General features: G+C 70.9%; 16 protein-coding genes, 1 tRNA gene and 3 pseudogenes. 5 read left to right on the top strand and 15 right to left on the bottom strand.

Features of this window, described 5'->3' with window-relative positions; all coding sequences use genetic code 11:
- Positions 1–376 precede the first annotated feature (376 nt).
- A pseudogene (locus ACQKM2_RS10630) lies at positions 377–1,176 on the bottom strand (creatininase family protein).
- A gap of 369 nt (positions 1,177–1,545) precedes the next feature.
- On the opposite strand from ACQKM2_RS10630, the gene aspS reads away from it, so the two are divergent.
- Positions 1,546–2,862, top strand: coding sequence for an aspartate--tRNA(Asn) ligase (gene aspS / locus ACQKM2_RS10625; protein WP_427708387.1), 1,317 nt, complete (start codon positions 1,546–1,548; stop codon positions 2,860–2,862).
- A gap of 64 nt (positions 2,863–2,926) precedes the next feature.
- Here the strand turns inward: aspS and ACQKM2_RS10620 are convergent, their stop codons facing one another.
- The 5 genes from ACQKM2_RS10620 to ACQKM2_RS10600 form a co-directional block, all read right to left on the bottom strand.
- On the bottom strand, positions 2,927–3,709 hold the full coding sequence (locus ACQKM2_RS10620) for a hypothetical protein (RefSeq protein ID WP_427708385.1): 783 nt from the start codon (positions 3,707–3,709) through the stop codon (positions 2,927–2,929).
- Positions 3,710–3,724: 15 nt separating this feature from the next.
- Positions 3,725–4,603, bottom strand: a complete 879-nt coding sequence (locus tag ACQKM2_RS10615; RefSeq protein ID WP_427708383.1) for a radical SAM protein — start codon at positions 4,601–4,603, stop codon at positions 3,725–3,727.
- Positions 4,600–5,901: a radical SAM protein gene (locus ACQKM2_RS10610; protein ID WP_427708381.1), complete on the bottom strand. Its 1,302-nt coding sequence runs from the start codon at positions 5,899–5,901 to the stop codon at positions 4,600–4,602. The genes ACQKM2_RS10615 and ACQKM2_RS10610 overlap by 4 nt, the downstream gene beginning before the upstream one ends.
- A 4-nt stretch (positions 5,902–5,905) precedes the next feature.
- Positions 5,906–6,265 carry a hypothetical protein gene (locus ACQKM2_RS10605; RefSeq protein WP_427708379.1) on the bottom strand — a complete coding sequence of 120 codons (360 nt, stop codon included), beginning with the start codon at positions 6,263–6,265 and terminating at the stop codon, positions 5,906–5,908.
- A gap of 212 nt (positions 6,266–6,477) precedes the next feature.
- Positions 6,478–6,744 (bottom strand): hypothetical protein, encoded by a 267-nt coding sequence (locus ACQKM2_RS10600; protein ID WP_427708377.1) that lies wholly within the window; start codon positions 6,742–6,744, stop codon positions 6,478–6,480.
- 723 nt (positions 6,745–7,467) lie between these two features.
- Between ACQKM2_RS10600 and ACQKM2_RS10595 the strand changes: the two genes are divergently transcribed.
- A complete protein-coding gene (locus tag ACQKM2_RS10595; protein WP_427708376.1) occupies positions 7,468–8,514 on the top strand; it encodes a DNA-binding protein in 1,047 nt (348 codons plus the stop codon).
- A gap of 22 nt (positions 8,515–8,536) precedes the next feature.
- On the opposite strand, the gene ACQKM2_RS10590 is transcribed toward ACQKM2_RS10595, so the two are convergent.
- On the bottom strand, positions 8,537–9,553 hold the full coding sequence (locus tag ACQKM2_RS10590; protein ID WP_427708374.1) for an NAD-dependent epimerase/dehydratase family protein: 1,017 nt from the start codon (positions 9,551–9,553) through the stop codon (positions 8,537–8,539).
- Between the two features lie 299 nt (positions 9,554–9,852).
- On the opposite strand from ACQKM2_RS10590, the gene ACQKM2_RS10585 reads away from it, so the two are divergent.
- Complete coding sequence (locus ACQKM2_RS10585; protein ID WP_427708373.1) at positions 9,853–10,365, top strand: hypothetical protein; 513 nt, start codon at positions 9,853–9,855, stop codon at positions 10,363–10,365.
- 63 nt (positions 10,366–10,428) lie between these two features.
- Here the strand turns inward: ACQKM2_RS10585 and ACQKM2_RS10580 are convergent.
- The 4 genes and pseudogenes from ACQKM2_RS10580 to ACQKM2_RS10565 form a co-directional block, all read right to left on the bottom strand.
- Positions 10,429–11,298: pseudogene (locus ACQKM2_RS10580) on the bottom strand (mobilization protein); the annotation flags it as partial.
- 52 nt (positions 11,299–11,350) lie between these two features.
- Positions 11,351–11,647 (bottom strand): annotated as a pseudogene (locus ACQKM2_RS10575) (DUF2637 domain-containing protein); the annotation flags it as partial.
- A 337-nt stretch (positions 11,648–11,984) separates the two neighbouring features.
- The gene (locus ACQKM2_RS10570; RefSeq protein WP_427708372.1) at positions 11,985–13,325 is read right to left on the bottom strand and encodes a DUF3631 domain-containing protein; all 1,341 of its coding nucleotides are present in this window, start codon (positions 13,323–13,325) and stop codon (positions 11,985–11,987) included.
- A 269-nt stretch (positions 13,326–13,594) separates the two neighbouring features.
- Positions 13,595–13,789: a hypothetical protein gene (locus ACQKM2_RS10565; protein ID WP_401169985.1), complete on the bottom strand. Its 195-nt coding sequence runs from the start codon at positions 13,787–13,789 to the stop codon at positions 13,595–13,597.
- A gap of 129 nt (positions 13,790–13,918) precedes the next feature.
- Between ACQKM2_RS10565 and ACQKM2_RS10560 the strand changes: the two genes are divergently transcribed.
- Together ACQKM2_RS10560 and ACQKM2_RS10555 are read left to right on the top strand one after the other, a co-directional pair.
- Positions 13,919–14,599 (top strand): helix-turn-helix domain-containing protein, encoded by a 681-nt coding sequence (locus ACQKM2_RS10560; RefSeq protein WP_427708371.1) that lies wholly within the window; start codon positions 13,919–13,921, stop codon positions 14,597–14,599.
- Complete coding sequence (locus ACQKM2_RS10555; RefSeq protein ID WP_427708370.1) at positions 14,596–16,206, top strand: tyrosine-type recombinase/integrase; 1,611 nt, start codon at positions 14,596–14,598, stop codon at positions 16,204–16,206. Before ACQKM2_RS10560 ends, ACQKM2_RS10555 begins: the two co-directional genes overlap by 4 nt.
- 122 nt (positions 16,207–16,328) lie before the next feature.
- On the opposite strand, the gene ACQKM2_RS10550 is transcribed toward ACQKM2_RS10555, so the two are convergent.
- The 4 genes from ACQKM2_RS10550 to tmk form a co-directional block, all read right to left on the bottom strand.
- Positions 16,329–16,402: transfer RNA gene (locus ACQKM2_RS10550), tRNA-Thr, on the bottom strand.
- Between the two features lie 105 nt (positions 16,403–16,507).
- Positions 16,508–18,040, bottom strand: coding sequence for an alpha/beta hydrolase (locus tag ACQKM2_RS10545; protein ID WP_427708369.1), 1,533 nt, complete (start codon positions 18,038–18,040; stop codon positions 16,508–16,510).
- A gap of 179 nt (positions 18,041–18,219) precedes the next feature.
- Complete coding sequence (locus ACQKM2_RS10540) at positions 18,220–19,431, bottom strand: DNA polymerase III subunit delta' (protein ID WP_427708368.1); 1,212 nt, start codon at positions 19,429–19,431, stop codon at positions 18,220–18,222.
- Positions 19,432–19,535: 104 nt separating this feature from the next.
- Positions 19,536–22,811, bottom strand: a complete 3,276-nt coding sequence (tmk, locus tag ACQKM2_RS10535; RefSeq protein WP_427708367.1) for a dTMP kinase — start codon at positions 22,809–22,811, stop codon at positions 19,536–19,538.
- Between the last annotated feature and the right edge of the window lie 97 nt (positions 22,812–22,908).

Here is a 22,908-nt window from a genome sequence, read left to right as displayed (position 1 = left end):
ACCGCCGAGGGGCTCCTCAGTGCTGGAGGTACCGCCGACACGTGCGGAGTCGCCGAAGCGGCCTCATCCGGGTCGTTGCCACCGGAGTCGAGAAGGAATGCCAAGGCGAGGACGGCTATGAGTCCGGCACCGGCGAACAGGCCGGCCCGCGAGAGTGGTGGCCGCACAGCAGCAGGTGGCGTCAGGGAGGTCAGTCTGTCCGGCGGGAGGGATAGCTCGGTTCCGGTGCTGAGCATTCGTATCTCGATGTTGCCGTCGGCCGCGTGACCAGTGACATTGGCGCGGTTCCCCAGGTACAGGACGATCGAGCCGACCGGGAAGCTCTGTGGCGCAGGAGTCAAAGCGGGACCCTTCGGTTACAGGTGTTGGCTGGTTTTCAGTCACTGAGGCCGAGGATCTCCAGGTGACCCGCGAAGCTGTCGGCCAGGCTGGCCAGTACGGCCTTGCCCTTAGCCGCAGTCGCGTGGGACGGGAAGCCGATCACACCGGTTTCGGTGTACGCACTCATGCCCTGGACCAGCAGGAAGGGACGGTTGCCGCCGTCGTGGTCGGCATCGGCGAACCCGTCCCGGACCAGCTCGGGTGCCGCGTGAAGGAGGATGGACGTCTCGATCTCGCCGGCGTGCATGTCGGCGTGGCGGTCGGAGACGAGGCCGGCGTTGTCGCGGCTCGGTCCCAGTCGGCTCCTACGGGGAACAGGGAGACCGCGGGCCCGTCGACGTTGGCTTCCTGGACGATGTTGGACAGGACGTAGTTTCCGCCGTGGCCGTTGACGATCACCAGCTTGTGGATGCCGGAGCGGGCGAGGGACGCGCGGATGTCGTCGATCACGACGTAGAGGGTCTTGGCGCTGATGCTGACCGTGCCGGGGAAGGCGGCGTGCTCGTGGCTGCACGACATGGTGATCGGCGGCAGCAGATGCACGGGGTACCTGTTGGCGACCTCCTGGCTGATGACGCAGGCGATTGCCGTGTCGGTGATCAGCGGGAGGTGTGGGCCGTGCTGTTCGAACGAGCCGATGGGGAGAAGAGCCACTGGCGGCTGCTGGGCCTCAATGTCCGTGCTGGTGGCAGTCGGCAGAAGGCTCACGGTGTTCCTCGACAAGCGCTGATTACGGTTCGTCTTGCGCCCTGCGGTGGTACGAGCGACTCCGATGCTGAAGGCCGCGGGATTCATTACACGGCCGTTGTGATCTCCCCTGTGAGCGTCATTCGGCCAAGTCTTCGCTGCGGCCTTGATTGCGTTGCGAGGGTCCCACGCCGTCCCTATCCTCGTGGGCAACGCGTTGATGGAGACGAGTAACTGAGGACCACGCGAGCAGAGAGAGCCGCCGGTAGCTGGGAAGGCGGACTCGCGCCCGAAGGTGAAGACCCTCCTGAGCGCGGGGAGGAACGGCCGCTTGGCCCAATGCCCCGCCGGTTCGCCCCCGTCATCGGGCTGAATGAGGCTGCCGCCCGCGGGCGGCGGCGAAAGTGCGGTGGTACCGCGAGTTCCCTTCTCGCCCGCACTCCCAAGGGATCATGACGACGCCCCTGGAGGGCTGCGATGATCCACACCACGAGCCGCGTTCTGACCTCTGACCTACGCGGCCACATCGACCAGACCGTCTCTGTCTCCGGCTGGGTGAACGCACTCCGGCTGCAGCGCAAGATGCAGTTCGTGATCCTGCGCGACCACTCCGGCATGGTCCAGGTGACCCACAAGCGCGATGGCGGCCCGCTGGAGGAGCTGCTCGAGTCCCTCACCCCGGAATCCGCCGTACGGATCACCGGGCGCGTCGTGGACGCGGCCCAGGTCAAGCTCGGCGGTCTGGAGCTCGTCCCCGAGTCGGTCGAGGTGCTGAACCTGGCGGAGACGCCGCTGCCGATCGACGAGCACACCGGGCCCGAGCACCGGCTCGACTGGCGCTTCCTCGACGTCCGCAAGCGGGAGACCGCGCAGCTGGTGTTCACCGTGCAGACCACCCTGGAGCAGGGGCTGCGCGAGTACGCCATGGAGCACGGCTGCACCGAGATGCACACCCCGAAGCTGATGGGGACCGCCTCGGAGTCCGGGGCGGAGGTGTTCAAGCTCGGGTACTTCGACCGGTCGGCGTACCTGGCGCAGTCGCCGCAGTTCTACAAGCAGATGGCGGTGGCCGCCGGCATCGACCGGGTCTTCGAGATCGGCCCCGTCTTCCGGGCCGAGCCGTCGTTCACCTCCCGGCACGCGACCGAGTTCACCGGCGTGGACGTGGAGCTGTCGTGGATCGACGACGTCGAGGACGTGATGGCCTTCGAGGAGCAGATGCTCGCCCACGCCATCGCCAAGGTGACCGAGGTCCACGGTGAGCGGATCCGCGAGGTCTTCGGGGTCGAGGTCGCGGTTCCGGAGACGCCGTTCCCGCGGATCACTATGGCCGAGGCCCAGGAAGTCCTGCGGGCCGGCGGCTGGGACCCCGAAGGGGTGAAGGAGGACCTGGACCCGGACGGCGAGCGCCGGATCGCAGCGCACATGAAGGAGCAGACCGGGCACGAGTTCGCGTTCATCACGCACTACCCGGCGAGCATCCGGCCCTTCTACCACATGCGCCCCGTGGGCCAGCCGGACCTGACGCTCAGCTTCGACCTGCTGTGGAAGGGGCTGGAGGTCACCACTGGCGCCCAGCGCGAGCACCGCTCCGACGTCCTGCTGAAGCAGGCGGAGGAGAAGGGCATGGACACCGAGCCGATGCAGGACTACCTGAACATCTTCCGCTTCGGCTGCCCGCCCCACGGCGGCCTCGGCGCCGGCCTGGGTCGGATCCTGATGGTCATGCTCGGCCTGGACTCCATCCGCGAGGCGGCCTTCCTCTTCCGCGGACCGAACCGCCTCACCCCCTGACGCAGCCGTACGTGCCGCTGCCCCCGCCGCCGGTTCGGCGGTGGGGGCAGCGGCAGGGCCGTGATCAGTAGCGGGTGTGTCCCAGGTCGAGGGTCCACGCCTCGGCCGGGTACTTGTCCCAGTGGGACCGGAGGGCCAGCTCGCGATCCGCGTAGCGGCCCTGGTGACACAGGCCGCCGTGGGACAGCGTGACGCTGAGCGCCAGCGGGGACTCGGTGGTGACCCAGTGCGGGGTCAGAGCGTGGCTCCACAGCTGGTCACCGGGGTGCATGGTCACCGATTGCCGCTCGGCCTCGTCGTGTGCCGGCGGTTCCTCAGCGGTGGTCTCCCCGATGACGGCGGCTTCAGCCGTCAGGTGTTTGTCGGGGTTGTGGTAGCTGTGGAAGGTCTTGGTGCCGTGGACCTGCCAGACGAGACCGTGCGAGTTGTCGTTGTGGTACGTCGACGCGGCTCCGTGGGAGGACAGGAAGAGGATGGGCGCGCACCGCTGCCAGGTGAAGCCCTGGGAGGCGAGGTACGCACGCCAGGGGATCACGACCTCCTCCTGGAAGCCGTCGAGGAGCTCGCCGTAGAACCGGGCGAGGTTGAAGTGCACGAGGCGGAAGGGCCAGGTGGCGATCTCCTCGACCGGAGCGGTTCGGAAGGCCGCGGTGCGGTCCATGCGGACCTGCCAGTCGTCCTCGCCGAGGACCGTGAAGCGCACCTCCTCGTCGCGGCGGATGTGGTCGAGGATGTCGATGGCGGACATGAAGAGGTAGTCGAACGGGACGTGCAGGCGGAAGTTCGGCGGCTGCCTCCAGCAGGCGGTGAAGTTGTGCGGGTCGGTGACGGAGACCGGCGGGTGCACGGATGCCTCCCTGGCTCAGGCCGCCGCGCAGGCGCGCGATGCGGGACGGCAGATGGCGGCGCAGTCGGGGCCCACACGGTCCTTGGCCGGCGAGCCGAGGAAGCCCGTGATCTCAGAACGCGGCGCCTGGACGTTGATCCCATCCACGCCGTAGGGGCATCGCCGCACGTCACCCCCGGCGGACACGTAGAGGGTGGCCGAACGGCACGGGTGGGCCTCCTCGTCGGACAGCTGCATCCGTCGCAGGTCGTCAAGGTAGGACCGGTAGGCGTTGGAGAGGCGGAAACATCGGGCCAGGGCCGCGGTGTCCGCCTCCCGGCGCTCTACGGAGTCCTGGAGGGACCCTCCGTCTCTGCGCGGGCCCTGCTCGTTGAGGAGGACGGGGCTGAGCTGGACCTCTATGGCCGTGCCGGCGACGAGGTCGGCGAGCTGGGCGACCTCTTCTTCCTCGACGTCCCAGTAGGTCAGGTGGAGGACCTTCGCCGGAACGTCCACGGCCAGCAGGGTCGCGACGGCGGAGGCAGCGGTGCGGGTGGTGCGGCCCAGTGCCATCGCGCCCTTGGAGTCAGCAGAGACGGTGACGTTGCTCAGGAGGTGTTCGACCTCCGCGAGGGCGGTGATCTCGGCCTCGGTGCGAGCCGAGGTCACCATGGACACGGACATCCCGAACTGGTGGGCCAGGCGGACGAGCTGCCGCAGCTCCGGGTGGTGGGTCGGCTCTCCTCCGGTCAGGCAGACGCCTTCCACCCCGGCTTCCTTGAGCCGCGACAGGGCCCGGGTGTAGGTGGTGAGGGTGAGGAAGCCGTGGGCGCGGTCGGCGCGGAAGCAGAAGCCGCACGCGACCTTGCAGTGGCCGGCCGTCGAAATCAGGGCCGTACGGGCCGGGGTGCTCATTGCACCCCCGTGTTGTCCCAGACCGCGATGGCCACGGTGCTCCTGTAGAAGGCGCACATCTGCGGGTCCGGGGTGTCGCCGCCGATGAGGGCCTGCTCGTTTCGGGACGGTCCACCACAGATGGCAAGGGCCGGGCAGTCGCCGCAGGCGGGGATCGGGGCGACCTTCTTCGCCGCGGCGGCCAGCAGGCCCGGGTTCTGACTGAGCTCGTCGACGGGGTGGAGGAACGAAGGCTCGGTGAAGTTGATGTCGCACACGCTGACCCGGTTGCCGGGCAGCAGGGCGGCGTTCAGGCTTCGGTCACCCTGCATGTGGTCGAACAGCATCGGGCGTCGGGTGTCGAGGGCCTGAAAAGCGCGGTCCAGGACGGAGAAGAGCATCCCGCCCCTGCCGAACGCGGTCAGACGGGCCTCGTACAGCTCGCGGGCCAGGTCAGCGCCGTTGACTCGCCACTCACCCCCCGTGGGGATGGGGGTGTTGACGTAGATGAACTTCAGTCCGAGGTCGTCGATGATCCACCGCACGGTCTCCGCCAGGCGCCCGATATTCGATGCCGTGGGGGTGAGGTTGCAGCCGACGTGCAGGTTCTCCGCCGCGACCAAGCGGGCGACGTTGCGGCGGATCCGGTCATCGGCAGGCTGACCGCCGAGCAGGAGCCGGTTGGCGGAGTTGATGCCGGGCGGCCCGTCGATCGAGATCCCGACCCCGTACTCGCGCTGGACGAAGTGGTCCAGGGCCTCATCCGTGAGGCGGGCGCCATTGGTGACGACGGTGCGGCGGACGCGTGCAACGCCGTAGCGGGCGGCCAGGGTGTCGGCGAGCTCGTCGCCGTACTTCATGAGGTCGAAGCGGATGGTCGGCTCGCCGCCGAACCACTGGATGGAGACCTCCTCCTGGCCGGCGTTCTGCTCGAACAGGAACTCCAGGCCGGTGGCGAGCTCCTCCTCGGTCATGTCCGGCTTGCCGCTGTTGGTGTCGACGAAGCAGTACGTACAGGCCATGTTGCAGCGGTCGGTGAGGACCACCCGCAGCCCGCTGATCCGTTGCGGCGTCGCGTCGAAACCGAGGGCGTGGAGGCGGTGGTGGAGCGCTTCACGGCGGTCGGCGGTGGGGCCGTCCTGGGTGAAGCCGAGCCCGGCGAGGGCTTCATGCGTCGCGGTCGGGGAGACTCCGGCGAGGTCAGCGACCTCGCCGGAGTCGAGAAGCACACTTTCCAGGGTGACCGGGTCGAGGAGGACAGCCTCCCCGGCCCGGTCGTACTGGAAGTACTTCCCCCACAGCAGCAGGGGAGCAGTCACTGGGTCAGGCCGCCGTTTCCTCTTCGGCGATGCCCAGCTCGGCCATCACGGCGCGGACCTGCTCCTCGGCGCCGGCCTGGAGCTGGGCCGAGGCCGCGGGGCTGCCGCCGTCGGAGAGGACGATGACGCCGGGCAGCGTCGGGTTCGGCACGATGACCGTGAGGCCGGCGGGCTCGGTGCTGATGACCATGATCGCGTCGGTCAGCTCGACCCAGTCGGTGCGATCCTTGAGCGCGTCGAGGATGCGGCCCTGCTTCTCGCGGAAGGAGGCGCGCTCCCCCATCCACACGCCCGCCTTGGACTTGGAGTCCACGACGTCCGCGTAGATCAGGTGGTTCTGCTTCTCTTTCCTAGGTTTAGGCATGCCGATCTCCTTGATGGAAGGGTGACTGCCCGGGTCGGGCAGCTCTGATCCGCTCTGCTGACCGCCGGTCGGAGTGCCGACTGCACCCCGGCCGGTTTGGTACACGGCGCCCAGAGGCGCCGTTTCCCGCACGTGGTCGACTGGTTGACCGGCGACGTGCGGGAAGTCTGTTCAGCTCCGGATGCCGTTGCCCCGTGCCGACTGGAAAGTGATCACTGAGTGTCCGCCGCAACGTTCGAAGCGATCGGGCGTAAAGGCTGGAGCGAGCCAGGATCCGCCGTCCACTCGCGGCCCGAGTCGTCCATCGGGCGCATGTGCGCCACCCTTTTGACCACCTTGCCGGTGGTCTTCGAGGTGAAGACCAGCACGGTGCCAACGGTTCCGCGCCGCCCGCTGGAAGGCTGGGCGACCTCTCGACCGAGGAGCCGGCGACCAGGGTCGTCCGCCACCCAGAGGTTCGCGTCGTTGGTCGTGATCACTGGGCGCCCCCGAGGCCGAGAAAGGCGTCGAACTGAGAGGAGCTCCAGGTGGCGGGATCACCGTGCTCGGTTCGGAACGCTTCCGCCGCCCGCGGCAGTCGGCGCCTCTCCAACGGCAGGCCCACGTCAGTCTCCGCGTACGGGGCGACGGCCGCCTCGTACTGCGGGGTGGTCTCGCCGGGGGTTCGGCGGGGAAGCCGGGGGCTACTCACGGTCCGTTCCCTTCGCTGGGCTCTTTGGGGTGGCGTAAGAGTCGCTCCGGTGCGGGTGTCACGGCCATGACGCGGCGGATGTCATCTGGTGCCCACTTGGGTATGTGGGGTGTCATGGAGGTGGCATCGGCATGTCATGTGTGCGGATCCCGTTGCAGATCAAGCCTGTTGGCCGGTAGTCAACGGATAGGGACGGGGCGATGTGGCCCGTCTCCTGACTTTGAGGGAGCGACCGATGCAAGATCCGGCCACGCTGTTGCGGGTATTAGTCCAGCAACGACGCTGGCGGTACCGGGACTTCGCAACCGCCTTCGCACGGGCGGCTTCGCAGGCCGGCTTACCGGGCCTGTCGGTATCGGAAGCGCAGTTCCGACGGTGGACGTCGGGCCGGATCAAAACCCTGCCGGGACCGGATACATGTCGGGTGCTTGAGCACCTGTTCGAGGTGGAGACCCTAGCCCTCTTCGGTCCTCCACCTGCGTCGTCCCCGACCATGTCGGGGGCTCCCGCTGTGTACGACCTCGAAAGTGACATCGCCATGACCGCACGTGACGCCGCAGATGAAGCCGGTGCTGCCGCCGCGCAGTCCGTATCCGACACCACCATCGACCAGCTTCGCGACGATGCTCTTGCCCTCGCCCGCTCGTATGGGTCGGTGAGCGCGTTCGACGTCTTCCGGCGCGCCAGAGTGCTCCGCACGGAGGCGGAACACCAGCGGGGGCTGACGCAGGTGCCCGCCCAGCAACAAGACCTGCTGATCGTGGCGGGGCAGGCGTGCGCGCTGCTGTCGACCGCCGCGTTCGACCTCGGCTCCCTGGACGACTCGGCACGCCTCGCCCGGTCGGCAGCCCTGTACGGGGAGATGGCCAGATGCGATCCACTGCGCGCCTACGCGACCGGGTCCTTGGCGATCTGCGCCTACTTCACGGGGCGGCCGTCGGAAGCCGTACGGCATGCGCGGACGGCGCTGGCCTATGCCGAGCTTGGGGACACGGCGCGTCGTCGGCTGCTGTCCATCGAGGCTCGCGCCCACGGACACCTTGGAGACCACGAGCGGGCGACCCGAGCCCTCGTCGCATCGACCCGGCAGGACCGGGGCGAGCGCGACGAGCTGCACGACGGGGTGGGCGGCGAGTTCGCGTTCAGCGAGGAGCGGCTGTTGATGTCCAACAGCACGACGGCCCTCCTCGTCGGCGACGGGGCAGGTGCCGAGGCCACCGCTCAGCGGTCACTGGATCTTGTCTCGTCCCGGCCGCCGGCCCGGCAGTCGGTATCGGTGCGCGGGAAGGCTGCGGCCGATCTCGCCGCCGCACAGCTCCTGCGGGGCGACCTGGACGCGGCGGCCGTGACGCTGGAGACGGTCTGGGCGATCCCTGAGGACCAACGCGTGGCGGGGCTGCTGGAGCGGACCGGGACCTTGAGGCGGGCGCTGACCGCCCCCACGTTCAGGGGGGCGGGCACAGCGATCACGCTGGGCGAGCGGATCGAGGAGTTCGGCCGCAGATCAGCGCCAAGGCAGTTGGGTACCGGGCGAGGATTGCTCGCCATCGACTCCTGACCCGCTCCGCCCCTTCCTACCTTTACCCGAGGGCAGCGAGGATCCGGGCTTCCTTGGCTGGGTCCACGCCGTGTTCGGACCACCTTGGATGTTCGACCGGTCGACCGTCCGCCTGCATCCACGCCCAGGTGTCGGCGATGGTGTCCGCGAGCGGGCGGCACAGGAGGCCAGCCGCGGCGGCACGCGAGGCGTCGATGGACCACACGCCAGCATGGGTACGCCACAGCGGAAGCTCGGTCCACTGCTTGACGTCGTACGCCTTAAGGGTCGCAGCGTCGGTCCACACTGGATGGCCGGTGCCGCCCGTGACGGCGAGGCACGTGTTGATGAAGTCCGCCCAGCTGATGCCTTCGGGGTGGGCGATGTTGAAAGCCCCACCGTAGGTGTCGGCCGCAGCTTGATCAACGGCGAAGGTCGCCACATCGCGCACATCGACGGGCTGGATCCTCTGCTCGCCCGGCGCCGGGACAACGATCGGGCCGCCGCGCTGGGCCCTGGTGAGCCACCACGGGAGACGGCCGACGTACTCTCCGGGACCCAGGATCACCCCCGGCCGTACGAACACCGAGTCGTCCCCGAACGCGGTACGCACGGCGGCCTCTCCCCCGGCCTTCTGGAATCCGTACTTCGTCGGGCTGCCGTCGGGGCCGGTGTGCCCGAACGACTCGTCGGCGTCTGGTGGGCACTCCAGCAGCGGGGAATCTTCGGTGAGCGGGTGGTGGGGCCAGCCCTCATACACGGACACCGTGGAGACGTGCACCCACCGGGCGGCAACCGGGCGCAGAGCCTCGGTGGCGAGAAGTACATCGCGAGGCGGGAACTCGCTGCTGGAGGTGTCGATGACGGCATCCCACGGCCCGTGCGTGGCAAGTCGCTTCACGTCATCGGGGTCAGTCCGGTCACCGCGAACAGTGTCGGCGCCCTCGACCGCACCGGAGCGGCCACGGTTGAACGTTGTCACCTCCCAGCCTCGTCGCAGAGCTTCGTCGACAATCGCGCGGCCGAGGAACCAGGTGCCGCCCATCACCAAAATCCGCATGGGGTCGACCCTGCCACGAAGCGCCGGGCAGACACCATCCCGGCCCTGGTCGAGGCTGGCCTGGATTTGGACACGAGCGTGTGCACAGTGACGCGCCGCTGCAGAGATCACACGGAACCACTTCGGATTCCGCAAGAGCCGACCCTCCATGCAGGGGCACTAGTGGACACTAAGGCAGGCCATCCGACAGAGTTTTATGGACTAACTGCCATTAACCGCTAGACGCGACCATTAATAGTGTGTCAAAGTCGGCTCTGCCGCCAAACACCAGGACTGACGGCCAGACCCGGGGAGAGTCTATGAATCAGGAATCCCAGCAGCAGTTCATCTCGGTACCTGTGCCGAGTCAGTACGTCACGCAGGTGTATGCCTTCCTCGCGGAGCTGACGGGCGCCACTTCTTCCCTCCCGCCGGTTCCTCCGACTGGTACGGGGACGAGCACGTCAACTGACTCGCCGGACGAGGATCCGCTGCCGGTCGTCGAATGGACGGTGGAAGACTTCCGGAAGCTGATGATCGAGCCGTTGAGCTCGGTGCAGGCCATCACCCGAGTGCTCGACCTCCTTGCGAAGGAGCCTGACACGCGGGTGAGTTACACCTCGATCGCCAACCACCTGGGCATGGAAAAGAAGAGCCTTCAGGGCAACCTGTCTGCGTTCACACGTGCCGTGCGCAAGCACTACATACGCCGTAATTGGCCGATGACATGGGCGGACGGGCTCACCAGCGAGCCTGGGCTCAAGTCGGAGTTCTTCTACACGATGAACGCGACCGTCGCCGAACGCTGGCTGAAGGCACGCAGCCAGGGCTGACCTGAACAAACGAGCGGGGGAGCGAGTCGAACTCGCTCCCCCGCTCTCATGTATCGGATCTTGCTAGTGGCGGGGTCGACTGTGCCGACCCACGGTCGACACGGGTGCGATGACCGGCTGTGGGAGGTCGAGCTGCTGACGTGCCGCCTGCCAGTTGGTGGTGGTGCGGCGTCGGGCAGCTTCGGCGCGCGGGTTGGGGCTGGGGTTTCGACTGGTGTGCTGAAGGCGGGTGATCAGGACGCGGGCCGGCTGGCGGGCTGTGGCCAGTTCGCGTTGAGCTGCGGCCTCCTTCAGGAGCTGGTGGGGTTGGTGGCCTCTGGCCTCTGCGTCGGCGAGGAGCTCAGCGAGGGCGGGCCAGCCGGGGTCGGTGAGGATGCGGTCGGCCTGGTCAGGGACGGCGGCGCGTACGTCGTGGGCGAGGGTGTGGTGGGCATTCCCCCTGGGTTGACGTTGCTCGAGGACGGCGAGCGTGGGAGTCAGGGCCTGGTCGGCGGCTGCCTGTAGGTGGTGGAGGGCTTGGCGGGCGGCGTCGGCTTGGTGGGCATGGCCCTTGGCCTCGTGCCAGCGGTTAGCGATGATCCCGGCCCACAGGAGGGCCGCGAGGAGTGCGGCGAGGGCGCTGCCGTCGGGGCCGGTGGCGGTGTGGATGACGTCGCGGGCCGCCTTGCGGATCGCGTGGGCGGCGCGGTCTTCGGCCCGGATCTGGGAGCGCTGGGCGCGAGCGAACGCCCTGGATGCGGCCTGGAGTTCGCTGCGGAGGTGGGTGGGGGCCCTCTGGGCAGTGGCTTCGAGGAGTTCACCGAGGGCGGTGATGTGGGCCTGGGCGTGGGTGTCGTCTGCGAGGTCGGTGCGGAAGCTGTCGAGGGCTTCGGTGGCCTGGTGCCAGCCGGTGGTCGGGCGGTTGCGGCGGGCGGTGGGGTGTTCCTCGGGCTGGCCGCATCAGGGCGCCGAAGGCCATGAGGGCGGCGGCCGGGGGGATGGCGGCGATCACGTAGTCCAGGAGCGGAACCTCGGTGGTGCCGCGTGTGCCGTAGGCGCCGGCCACGTTCAGGGCGATGGAGCCGAGGGAGCCGGAGGCGGTCAGTGCGATCGCCCACCAGTCGGTCACGCGGCGCAGGCTGGCACGGAGCATCAGGAGCTCGCCGGAGACGATGAAGGCGTCCAGGGTGGCGGGCCAGGCCCACTGACGTTCTGGGGCGTTGCCCAGGCCGTGGCGTCCAGCGACCTCGGCCAGGTGGGCGTAGGAAAGCCAGAAGCCCGCGGCGGTCAGCGCGACGATCACGCATCCGGCGGCGGCCAGAACGTACCGCTCGGCGGCCGGGGTGGTCCTGAACGGAGGGGTGAGGGTGGTCAAGCGGGTGCACTCCAAGGGCTGGGGTGTGGCCACCAGGCTGCAGGTGGCCGTGAAGGGTGGAGACTCGTCCCACTCATCCCGCCGCTGGTCAGGGCAGGTACGGGAGGTCGGCCGATGTCGACCCGACTCGTTGCGTGGGACGGGAAGTCCAGGTCCGGACGGCCGGTGGGACGACTGGGGACGGGTCGGTACGGTGGCCGATCAGCAGGCCGGGCCGAGACGCTCGGAGGGCGACTGCGAGCCGCGCCTTAGGTGTTCGGCCAGGTCAGCGGCGCGGTGATGCCGGGTTGACCCGTTGCGGCGTGCTGACTCGTCCCTGCGCTGACCTGCGCAGGGACGGGTGGGACGAGTTGAGGCGGGTCACGGCCCGGTGGGGGGGTGCTGCCTCGTGGGCGGGTCGCTCCGGCGGGCAGTACCGGGTCCAGGCGTCGGTGAACTGCGCGAAGGTGAAGCCCTTGGCCTGGTTGCCGCCGGGGAAGCGGCGGTTGCCGGAGCTGATGCCGTAGTCGGTCAGCAGGGCCCGCAGCTTCAGCGGGGTGAGGCCGGCGGAGCTGATCTCAGCCCATGGCGCCTCAGGGTCGGCGTTGAGGAAGTTCAGCAGGTCGGCGGTCCGCAAGGCGGGCGGGTTGCCAACACTGGCGAAGGCTTTGCGGATATCGGTCAGGATGCGGGTCTTCAGCCCGCCGTCCTGGTCCCGCCCGGACTCGTAGTCCGTCATGGCCTTGCACGCCGTACGGGCGATCATCGGCCAGCGTCCGCCCGCGAGGTCGGCGACGCTGATCAACGGCTCCCAGGTGTCGGCGGCGCGGTCGTCGACCGGAAGCGTGGGCTCCAGTGCGAGGGCCTCGTCGCGGACGCTGGCGAGCCAGGCAGCGAGCCGTTCCCGGAGGGCCCTGACCTTCAGGTCGTCGCGGCCGTAGCGCCAGGAGGTGACCTTCTCAGCGTCGGCGCGGCGGCGCATGCGGATGACCACGGACCGGTCCATGATCGTGTCGGGCAGGTCCCCGATGCCAGCCAAGGCGGCCATGGCGAAGGTGGAGAACTTCTGCACGTCGTGGTTCGGGCCCGAGACGCGCAGGGTGGGGCGGTTGCGCTGATGGCCCGCGTTGAGCAGGCCGCGCATCTCCTCGTTCTTCTCCGCGACCTTCGCTGACCCGAAGATCGTGTCGACCTCGTCCACCAGCAGCGTGGGCGGATTCGCGTCGCCGATCGAGCGGAAGATCGCTGCCGCAGACGCGTTGACCGTGATCAGCGGATCGTGGACCGCCTCGATCAGGACCTCCAGCAGCCGCGACTTCCCGCACTTCTTCGCCGGACCGACCACCGCGAGGCGCGGGGCGTGTTGCCACACCGTTTGTAGGTGGGTGGCTGCCGCCCACAGCGTGGCTGCGGTCAGCGCCTCCTCGCTCGGCATGACCACGTAGCGGCGAATCATGGCCCGCAGCTCGTCCAGGATCCGCTCCCCCTCCGAGGCGGGCGTGAGCGGCTGCGGAGGGACTCCGGCCTCACCAGGGGATTCGATGGCCGTGTCGAGGTCCCCGGCCTGTGCGTCTTGCAGGTGGGCACCGGGCTGGCCGTGGATCGCGACTGCAGGCCAGGTCGCCATGACAGGTGCGGCAGGGGGCGTGGATGTCGTAGGTTCCAAGGGGCAGCTCCTTCTCGTGTGGCCGCGTGCATGCTGGCCACTCGGGTCGACCGTGTGATTGCGGGTGGGGATGTTGCCGGGGCCTCCGACGTTGGCGCGTCGGGGGCTCACTTGTTTCCCGTGAGCCCTTGGAGGAGCCGGGCGACGACGAACAGTACGTCCGACCCCTGGCACAGTCCAGCGTTTCTGTGTCAGCTCCGCGCAGAATGGTCTGCTACCTTCTCTCGCCCTCAAGCGGCCAGACCCAGCAGGTTCACCAGGTCTGCGGTCACCACGCGGTACGCCTTGCCCAGCCGGAGGACCTTGCACGGGTACTCGCCCCGCTTGGCCAACTCGTAGCCCTTGCTCCGCCCGAGGCCCAGCGCGCGGTTGCTGGTGTCCAGGTCAATGGCCACTGGCAGGGCCAGCACTTCCTCCCGGCTCATCCACTTCGGCTGGCCCACGTTCTCGTCGTCGCGCACGCGGCGCTCCTCTCTTCACAGCCCACGGCGAACACGTCGTCGCATCCGTCTCCGGGCCTCGAATACCAAGTGTGGAAAAGCTAATGTGTCTCCATGACACAAACTTCTTTCGATGATGGAGATGAGGACGACGTTCCCGAATGGGCGGACCGGGTTATGGCCGATGTGGCCCGTGAAGTCCGGCGCCGGAGGAAGGAGAAGGGGTGGAGCGCACAGGAGCTGGCCGACAGGTGCGAGGCGATCGGCTTCCCGATCCCGCGCAACGTCATCGCCAACATGGAGTCCGGCCGTCGCGCCGTCCTACCGCTGGTCGAGGTGATGGTGCTGGCCAAGGCCCTGCACACGCACCCGATCCACCTGATCTACCCCGTCGGGTACATCGCGGAGGTCCAGAAGCTCCCTCTCACCTATCCCGTGAACACGGAGAAGGCCATGCGCTGGTTCGCCGACCTGGACCAGACGTTCACTGCCGGGCCGGCCAACCAGTCCATGCTTCACGACCACCTCGCCCATGGCGAAGCGCTGGCCGAGGCGGTGGCCGCGATCAAGGGCGAGGCGCACCAGCGAGAGGTTGCCGACCTGGCAGCCGATGACGGCGAGCGTGCTCAAGCCCTACGCGCCCAGGCCGACTTCGCTGAACGGGCCGCGCGCGCCAAGTACGACCTCCGCAGAGTGCGCAGAGCGATCTACGCGGAGGGCGGGTACCTCCCCGACCTTCCGACCACACTCACCGACGTCGACCCCGACGAAGGCTACGAAAGGAAGACCGTTTGAAGGGCTCCACCTACCGCCGCTGCTCCTGCCGCGACCCCAAGACCGGTAAGGAACTCGGCACTTCCTGTCCGAAGCGCAACAGCAGGAACCACTGCACCTACTCCATACGCCAGGAGCTGCCTTTCCGCGAGGACGGCAGCCGGCGTTCGTTCGCCCGTGGCGGGTACACCAACATCAAGGCGGCACAGGCCGACCTCGACCACGTGCGCGCTCTACTGGGGCTCGCCAAGGCCGACGACCCCGAAGGAATCCAGCTCGTCGCCGAGATGCTGGCGGAGGTCAGCGGCGAGAAGCTGCCCCTGCCGGACGTGGAGGAGACGCGGCGGCGACTCAAGGCCGGCCAAGACCTCGTCGGGAGTCTGACCGTCGCCGAGTGGCTGGACCGGTGGCTGGCGGGCAAGCGGATCCGGAAGTCGGGCATCAGCCGGTACGAGACTGACATCCGCGTGCACCTGAAGCCTCACATCGGCCATCGACGCCTCGACCGGCTGCGCGTAAGCCACCTGAGCGAGATGTTCACGGCCATCGCCGACGGCAACGCGGAGGTCCTGGAGCAGAACGCCCAGCGGCGGGCTGCCGTGGAGGAGTTGGCAACGATCCCGTGGAAGGGGGCCGAGAACCGTGCTCGCCGGAAGGCACTGAAGGAGGCGCTCGACGCGATGCCGGCCTTCCGACGGGTGACCGGCCCTGCCACGCGCCAGCACGTGAAGGCCACGCTCCGCGCGTCCCTGAACGACGCGATCGGGCAGCAGATCATCACGTTCAACCCGGCGGCCCACGTCGAGATCGACCCAGTGCGCAAGCCGAAGGCGCTGGTGTGGACGGACGAACGGGTCGCCAAGTGGGAACAGACCGGCGAGAAGCCCTCCCCGGTGATGGTCTGGACGCCGGAACAGACAGGCGCCTTCCTCGACTTCGTCGCCGACCACCGGCTGTACGCGATGTGGCACCTGATCGCGTTCCGTGGCCTGCGGCGCGGGGAGGCGTGCGGGCAGCCCTGGTCGGAGACCAACCTCGACCGGCACTCCCTCACCGTTACCGGCCAGCTCGTCCAGGACGGCTGGGACGTTGAGGCGTCCGAGCCGAAGACGGATAGCGGCTTCCGCGTGGTCGCACTCGATGACGACACGGTCGGCGTCCTGGAGCGGCACCGGAAGCAACAGGAGGCCGACCGTGCGGAGTGGGGGACGGCCTGGGTGAACACCGGGCTCGTCTTCACTCAGGAGGACGGCTCCTGGCTCCACCCGGGCAAGGTGACCGATCTCTTCGAGCGGCTCGTCGCCGCCTCCGGCATGCCGCCGATCCGGCTGCACGACCTCCGGCATGGGGCCGCCACGCTCATGCTGGCCGCCGACATCGACATCAAGATCGTGTCGGACACGCTCGGGCACAGCGACACCCGGATCACGCGCGACATCTACCAGAGCGTGCTCCCCCACGTCGGCAAGAGCGCCGCCGAGGCCACCGCCAAGCTGGTCCCCCTTCAACGGAAGGCCGAGCACGAAGAGCAGGTCCGCAAGGCTGCCAAGGAGGCCAAGCAGGCAGCGAAGGCGAAGGCCAAGGGGAAGAAGAAGGTCAAGGGCAAGAAAGCCGCCAGGAAGGGCTGACGGCCCCTCCGCTCACGCATCGCTCACGCAGGCAAAGTCACGGCACCCCGGTCGTGTGACACGTCATGCCCCGAGCAACAGAAAAGGCCAGGTCAGAAGTTATCTGACCTGGCCTTTCTCTGAGCCGCCTTCGGGATTCGAACCCGAGACCTACGCATTACGAGTGCGTTGCTCTGGCCAACTGAGCTAAGGCGGCACCGCTGGGAAGACAAGAATTCCCTGGGAGGGAGGCTCTCATCAGCAGCGGCGCCAAGTCTACAGGGTTGAACGGGGTGCCCCGAACCGGGGCGGGCGGACGGGGTCAGCAGCGTTTGCCGTCCGCCGGGGGCAGGCCCTGGAGGAGGTAGCGGTTGATCGCCGTGTCGACGCATTCGCTGCCCCGGCCGTACGCCGTGTGGCCGTCGCCGTCGTACGTGAGGAGGGTGCCCGACTCCAGCTGGCCGGCCAGGGCCTGGGCCCACTTGTACGGGGTCGCCGGGTCGCGGGTCGTGCCGACCACCACGATCGGGGCCGCGCCCGCCGCCTTCAGGGACTTCGCCGCGCCCGTGGCCTTCACCGGCCAGTACGCGCAGTTCAGGGAGGCCCAGGCCAGGCCCGTGCCGAAGACCGGGGAGGCCTTCTCGAAGGAGGGCAGCGCGGAGTCCACCGCCTCGGGCCCGCTGAAGGCCGGCGGCTGGTCCAGGCAGTTCACGGCCGCGTTGGCGTACATCAGGTTCGCGTACGAGCCGTCCGCCTCGCGCTCGTAGTAGCTGTCGGCGAGGGCCAGCAGGCCCGCGCCGTCGCCGTCCATCGCGGCCGTGAGGGCCTCGCGCAGCTGCGGCCAGGCGCTCTCGTCGTAGAGGGCCGCGATCACGCCCGTCGTGGCGAGGGCCTCGCCCAGCGGGCGGGCCGGGTCGCCCGACGGGACCGGCTGGGCGTCGACCTTGCGGAAGAACTCCTTCAGGCGCTGCGCCACCGCGTCCGGGCCGCCCTGGCCGAGCGGGCAGTCCGGCTGCTTCGCGCAGTCCTTCGCGAAGGAGCGGAAGGCGGTCTCGAAGCCCGCCGTCTGGTCGCGGTTCAGGTCGAGGGAGGAACGGGTCGGGTCCATCGCACCGTCCAGGACCAGCCGGCCCACACGGCCCGGGAAGAGGTCCGCGTACGTGGCGCCGAGGAAGGTGCCGTACGAGGCGCCGACGTAGTTCAGCTTCTCGTCGCCGAGGACCGCGCGGAGCATGTCCATGTCCCGGGCGGCGTCCACCGTCGAGACGTGCGGCAGCACCCGCTTGGAGCGGGCCTCGCAGCCCGCCGCGAACTCCTTGAACGCGGCCACCAGCTTCGCGCGCTCCGCCGGATCGTCCGGGGTCTGGTCCACCTGGGTGAAGCGGTCCATCGCCGGCCCGGTCAGGCACTGGACCGGGCTGCTGCGGGCCACGCCGCGCGGGTCGAAGGAGACCATGTCGTACTGGGCGCGCACGGCGGCCGGGTAGCCGATGCCCGCGTACCCCTGGAGGTAGCCGATGCCCGAACCGCCGGGGCCGCCCGGGTTGACCAGCAGGGAGCCCAGCCGCTTGCCCGGGCCGGTGGCCGGCCGGCGGGACACGGAGAGCTCGACGTCCTGCCCGGAGCCGGGGTCCGCGTAGTCCAGCGGCGCCTTCATGGTGGAGCACTGGAAGCCGGGGACACCGCAGTCGCGCCAGCTCAGCTTCTGGTCGTAGTACGGGCGCAGCGCGTCCGGAACCGCGCTGGGCTCGGCCGAGGCCGCCGCCCCGGGCCCCCCGGTGGTGCACCCGGAAACCAGCAGCCCGGCGGCTGCGATCACGGTTCCGGCGGTACGCAGCAGGCGCCTGGTGTCCATGCGGCGAGCCTACGTGCTGCCGGCCGCCCCCGTCGGGCGCGCCGGAGCCCGGGCGACCGCCCCGAACCGGCGCCGGCCGGGCGCCGCCCGGGCGCGCGGCGCGGACCGGGGGCCCGCGGCCCTCCGCCCGGGACCGCTCGTACGGGTGAAGCGGGGCGCGTACCGGGGCGCGCGGACGGTCAGCCCGCGCGGAGTGCCATCGTCATGGCCTCCACGGCGAGCAGCGGCGCCACGTTCCGGTCGAGGGCCTGCCGGCAGGCGATGACCGCCTCGATCCGCCGCAGCGTCCGCTCGGGGCGCGAGGCGCGGGCGATCCGGTCGAGGTCCGGCCGTACGTCCTCGTTGGCGATGGCCACCGCCGAGCCGAGCTGGAGGGCCAGCACGTCCCGGTAGAAGCCGGTGAGGTCGGTCAGGGCGAGGTCGAGGCTGTCGCGCTGCGTCCTGGTGCGGCGGCGCTTCTGGCGGTCCTCCAGCTCCTTCATCACCCCTGCGGTACCGCGCGGCAGCCGGCCGCCCGCGCCCGCTCCGGCGCCGAGCGCGGCCCTCAGCTCCTCGGTCTCCTTGGTGTCGACCTCCTCCGCGACCTGCTTGGCGTCCTCGGCGGCGGCGTCGACCAGCTCCTGCGCCGCCTTGAGGCAGCCGCCCACGTCGTCCACCCGCGTCGGCAGCTTGAGGACGGCTGCGCGGCGGGCCCGGGCGGCCTCGTCCGTGGCGAGCCTGCGCGCCCGGTCGATGTGGCCCTGCGTCGCGCGGGCGGCGGCCGCCGCGGCGGCCGGCTCCACGCCGTCCCGGCGGACCAGGACGTCGGCCACGGCCGCCACCGACGGGGTGGTCAGGGTCAGGTGCCGGCAGCGGGAGCGGATCGTGGGCAGCACGTCCTCCAGGGAGGGCGCGCACAGCAGCCACACCGTCCGCGGAGCGGGCTCCTCCACGGCCTTGAGGAGGACGTTGCCCGCGCCCTCGGTGAGCCGGTCGGCGTCCTCCAGGACGATGACCTGCCAGCGCCCCACGGCCGGCGAGAGCTGGGCCCGGCGAACCAGGTCCCGGGTCTCCTTCACACCGATGGACAGCAGGTCGGTGCGCACGATCTCCACGTCGGCGTGGGTCCCGGCCATGGTGGTGTGGCAGCCGTCGCAGAAACCGCAGCCCGGTTCACCGCCGAGGGCGCGGTCCGGGCTGACGCACTGCAGGGCCGCCGCGAAGGCGCGGGCGGCGGTGGCCCGGCCGGATCCGGGCGGGCCGGTGAACAGCCAGGCGTGCGTCATCTTGGACGCGGGCGGCGGCGGGGTGCCCTGCCCGGCGGCCGTGACGAGGGCGTCGGCGTCGCGGGCCGCGGCGGCCAGCTGCGCCTGCACGCGGTCCTGACCCACCAGGTCTTCCCACACGGGCATGCCGCCCACCGCCTTTCACTCTCCGTCGACACTGCCTGCTCACATTGTGGCGCCCGCCACTGACAACCCCGCCCGCGGTCGCTTCCCGCGGACCGGGCGCGCCGTCAGCGGCGGCGGCGCGGCCCGCCCCGCCCGTCGGCGTCGTCCTGGCCGCCCTGGCCGTCCTCGTCGTCCCGGCGCGGTCCCAGCAGCTCGTCCGCCAGGGTCGGCAGGTCGTCCATCGGGGTCGCCTCGGCCCAGTCGGACGGGGCCCGCCGCGGCCGGCCGTCGTCACCGACGACGGGGAGCTCGCGGGTCACGTCGTTCCCCGAGTCCCGGAAGATGCCCGGCGGCACCCGGTCGGCCGGGGCCTCCTGCGAGTGGGGCTCCGTCGGCCGCTCCGCCGGACGGGTCCGCCCGGACGCGGCCTGCCGGGCCTCGTCCCCGGCGGGACCGTCCGGGCGCACGGGCGGCAGTACGGCCGTCTCGTCCACGGGACGCGGGGCGTGCGGATCGATCTTGGGTACCGGAACGGTCTGGGTCACGTCGTCGGGCTGCACGAACCGGCGGACCACCGGGGTCTCGACCGTGACGGCCTCGTCCGGCAGCGGCTCCTTGCGCATCACGACCTTCGGCGCGGGCTGCCCGGCGGACTCCGCCGGGGCCTGCGCGGCCGCGGCACGGGTCCGGGCCTCGGCCGCGGCACGGGCCTGGGCCTCGGTCCGGGCCTCGGCCGCGGCACGGGCCTCGGCGGCCGCCTGGGCCTCGGCCGCGGCCTGGGCCTGCGCGGCCCGGGTCGCCTGCTCGGCAGCCGCGACGGCGGCCGAGGCCTCCGCCAGCCGGCGCGCCTCCTCCGCCCGCAGCAGGGCCTCCTCGGCACGCCGCTGCTTCTCCAGGCGCCGCTCCTCGGCCTCGGCCCGCAGCCGGGCCTCCTCCGCCTCCTGGAGCCGGATCCGCTCCCGCTCGGCGGCGCGGGCCTTCTCCTCCGCCTCGGCACGCAGCCGCTCGGCCTCGGCCCGGGCCCGGGCCTCCTCCTCGGCCCTCAGCCGCTCCTCCTCGGCGCGGCGCGCCGCCTCGGCCTCGGCGCGCAGCCGGGCCTCCTCGGCCTCCCGGGCCAGGCGGGCCTCCTCCTCGGCCTTCAGCCGGGCTTCCTCGGCCTTGCGCGCGGCCTCCTCCTCGGCCTTGCGCCGGGCCTCCTCCTCCGCGAGCCGGCGGGCCTCCAGCTGCGCGGCCACCTCGGCCTCGGAGAGCGGGAGCATCCGGTCCAGCCGGTGGAGCACGACCGTGGTCACCGAGCCCGGGTCCTGCCCGGCGTCGACGACGAGGTAGCGCCCGGGGTCGGCGGCGGCGAGCGTCAGGAACCCGGCCCGCACCCGCTGGTGGAACTCGGTCGGCTCGGACTCCAGCCGGTCCGGCGCCTCCGTGAACCGCTCCCGGGCGGTCTCCGGGGACACGTCGAGCAGCACGGTCAGGTTCGGCACGAGACCGCCGGTGGCCCAGCGGGAGATACGGGCGATCTCGGTCGGGGACAGGTCGCGCCCGGCACCCTGGTAGGCCACCGAGGAGTCGATGTAGCGGTCGGTGATGACCACCGCGCCCCGCTCCAGGGCGGGCCGGACCAGCGAGTCCACGTGCTCCGCGCGGTCGGCGGCGTACAGCAGGGCCTCGGCGCGGTTCGACAGCCCGGCGGAGGAGATGTCCAGCAGGATCGACCGGAGCCGCTTGCCGACCGGGGTGGCGCCCGGCTCGCGGGTCACGACGACCTCGTGGCCCTTGCCCCGTATCCATTCGGCCAGCGCCTGCACCTGGGTGGACTTGCCGGCCCCGTCGCCGCCCTCCAGGGCGATGAAGAACCCGGTCGTGGGCGGGGCCTGGACGGGTTCCCCGCCGCGCAGCGCCTCGCGCAGGTCGCGGCGCAGCGGCACCCCGCGCCGGTCGTCGGCCTTGACCAGGACCACCACCGCGACGGGCAGCAGCAGCACCCCGGCCAGCATCAGCGCGTAGCCGGCGCCGCCGTGCCAGAGGCCGGACTGCCCGCCGACGCGGTGCGGGCCGATCGCCGCGGCCACCAGCGGGGCGGCGACCGCGCCGACGGCGACCGCCACCCGGACCACGGCCTGCAGGTGCTCGGTGACCCGGCCCCGGCGGAACTCCTCGGTCTCCTGGTCGAGCAGGGTGTGCCCGGTGTTGGCCGCGACGCCCGCGGCGGTGCCCGCGAGCAGCGCCAGGAACAGCACGGTCGCCGTGTCGGAGACCAGCCCGGTCAGCAGCAGCGCCAGCCCGGCCACGGCGACGGCCAGGGCCAGCAGCCGGCGCCGCGACAGCGCGGGCAGCACCTTGCCGGCCTGCGCGGCACGGATCCCCAGTGCGGTACCGCCGACGAGGGCGAGCACCAGCAGGGCGTACGTGGCCGGGCCGCCGCCCAGGTCGAAGGCGTGCAGCACGGAGACGGACGCGGCGAAGGCGATCGCCCCCGCGACGGCGGCGCAGGCCACCACGAGCAGCCGGAGCACGCCCGTACGGCCCTTCTCGGGCCGGTCGCCCGCCCGCGGGGCCCGCAGGCCCTCCAGCGGGGAGCGCGGCCTCGGGGTCTTCACGGCGGGCAGCGTCAGCGGCACCAGCAGCGAGAGGGACGCGGCGAACAGGCCGGCGGCCACGTACGAGCCGAGCGCCGCCTGGTTCGCGGCGAACCAGTCCACGCCCAGGGCCAGCGCCCGCCCTATCAGGGTCGCGGCGAGCAGCGCGGCGGCCGCCACGGGCATCGCCGCGAAGGCGGTGCGCAGCGAGAGCCGCCGCAGCGCGTCGAGGTGGTCGGGCAGGGGCCGTACGGTCGCCCCCTCCGGCGGCGGCGCGGGCAGCAGCGCGGGCGCGGCGCTCTCCTTGGCCAGCGTCCACACCCGCTCGGCGCCGCCGGAGACGAACACGGTGGCCAGCAGCGCGACCGTGGCCTGCGCGGGGATCCAGTCGAGCCACAGCGGGGCGACGACGAACAGGGCGATCCGCAGCCCGTCGGCACCGACCATCGTCCAGCGGCGGTCGAGCTTGCCTCCGGGGCCGGTGAGCTGGGCCAGCGGGCCGAGCAGGACCGCGCCGAACAGGACGGTGGCGAGGAAGCGCACGGCGAAGACGGCGGCGACGGCGAAGGCCGCGCCCCGGTAGCCGCCGCCGAACAGGCCCTCGGGGCCGGCGGTGACGGCCGCCTGGAGGGTCAGCAGCACCAGCACGAGCAGGGCGAGGGCGTCACCGATGCCGCTCACCAGCTGCGCGCTCCACAGCCGGCGCAGCCCGGGTGTGCGCAGCAGGGCGCGCACCGCTCGCTCGCGGGAGTCCGCGGCCAGGGCTTCGTCGTAGGTGGGGTTCTCGGAGTCGGTCACGACCGTCGGCTGCTCGGCTCGCGTCATCCGCCCAGCCTATCCGCTGCGCTTGGCCGTTGCGGGGGCCTGTGGACGACGCCGGGTGTGACCCACCACCCACCTCCCGGGCTCCGCCCCTTACCCC

The organism is Streptomyces sp. NPDC004126, assembly GCF_050275515.1.
In the GTDB taxonomy this organism is placed as follows: Bacteria; Actinomycetota; Actinomycetes; order Streptomycetales; family Streptomycetaceae; genus Streptomyces.
This window is presented reverse-complemented; position numbering and strand designations above follow the sequence as displayed.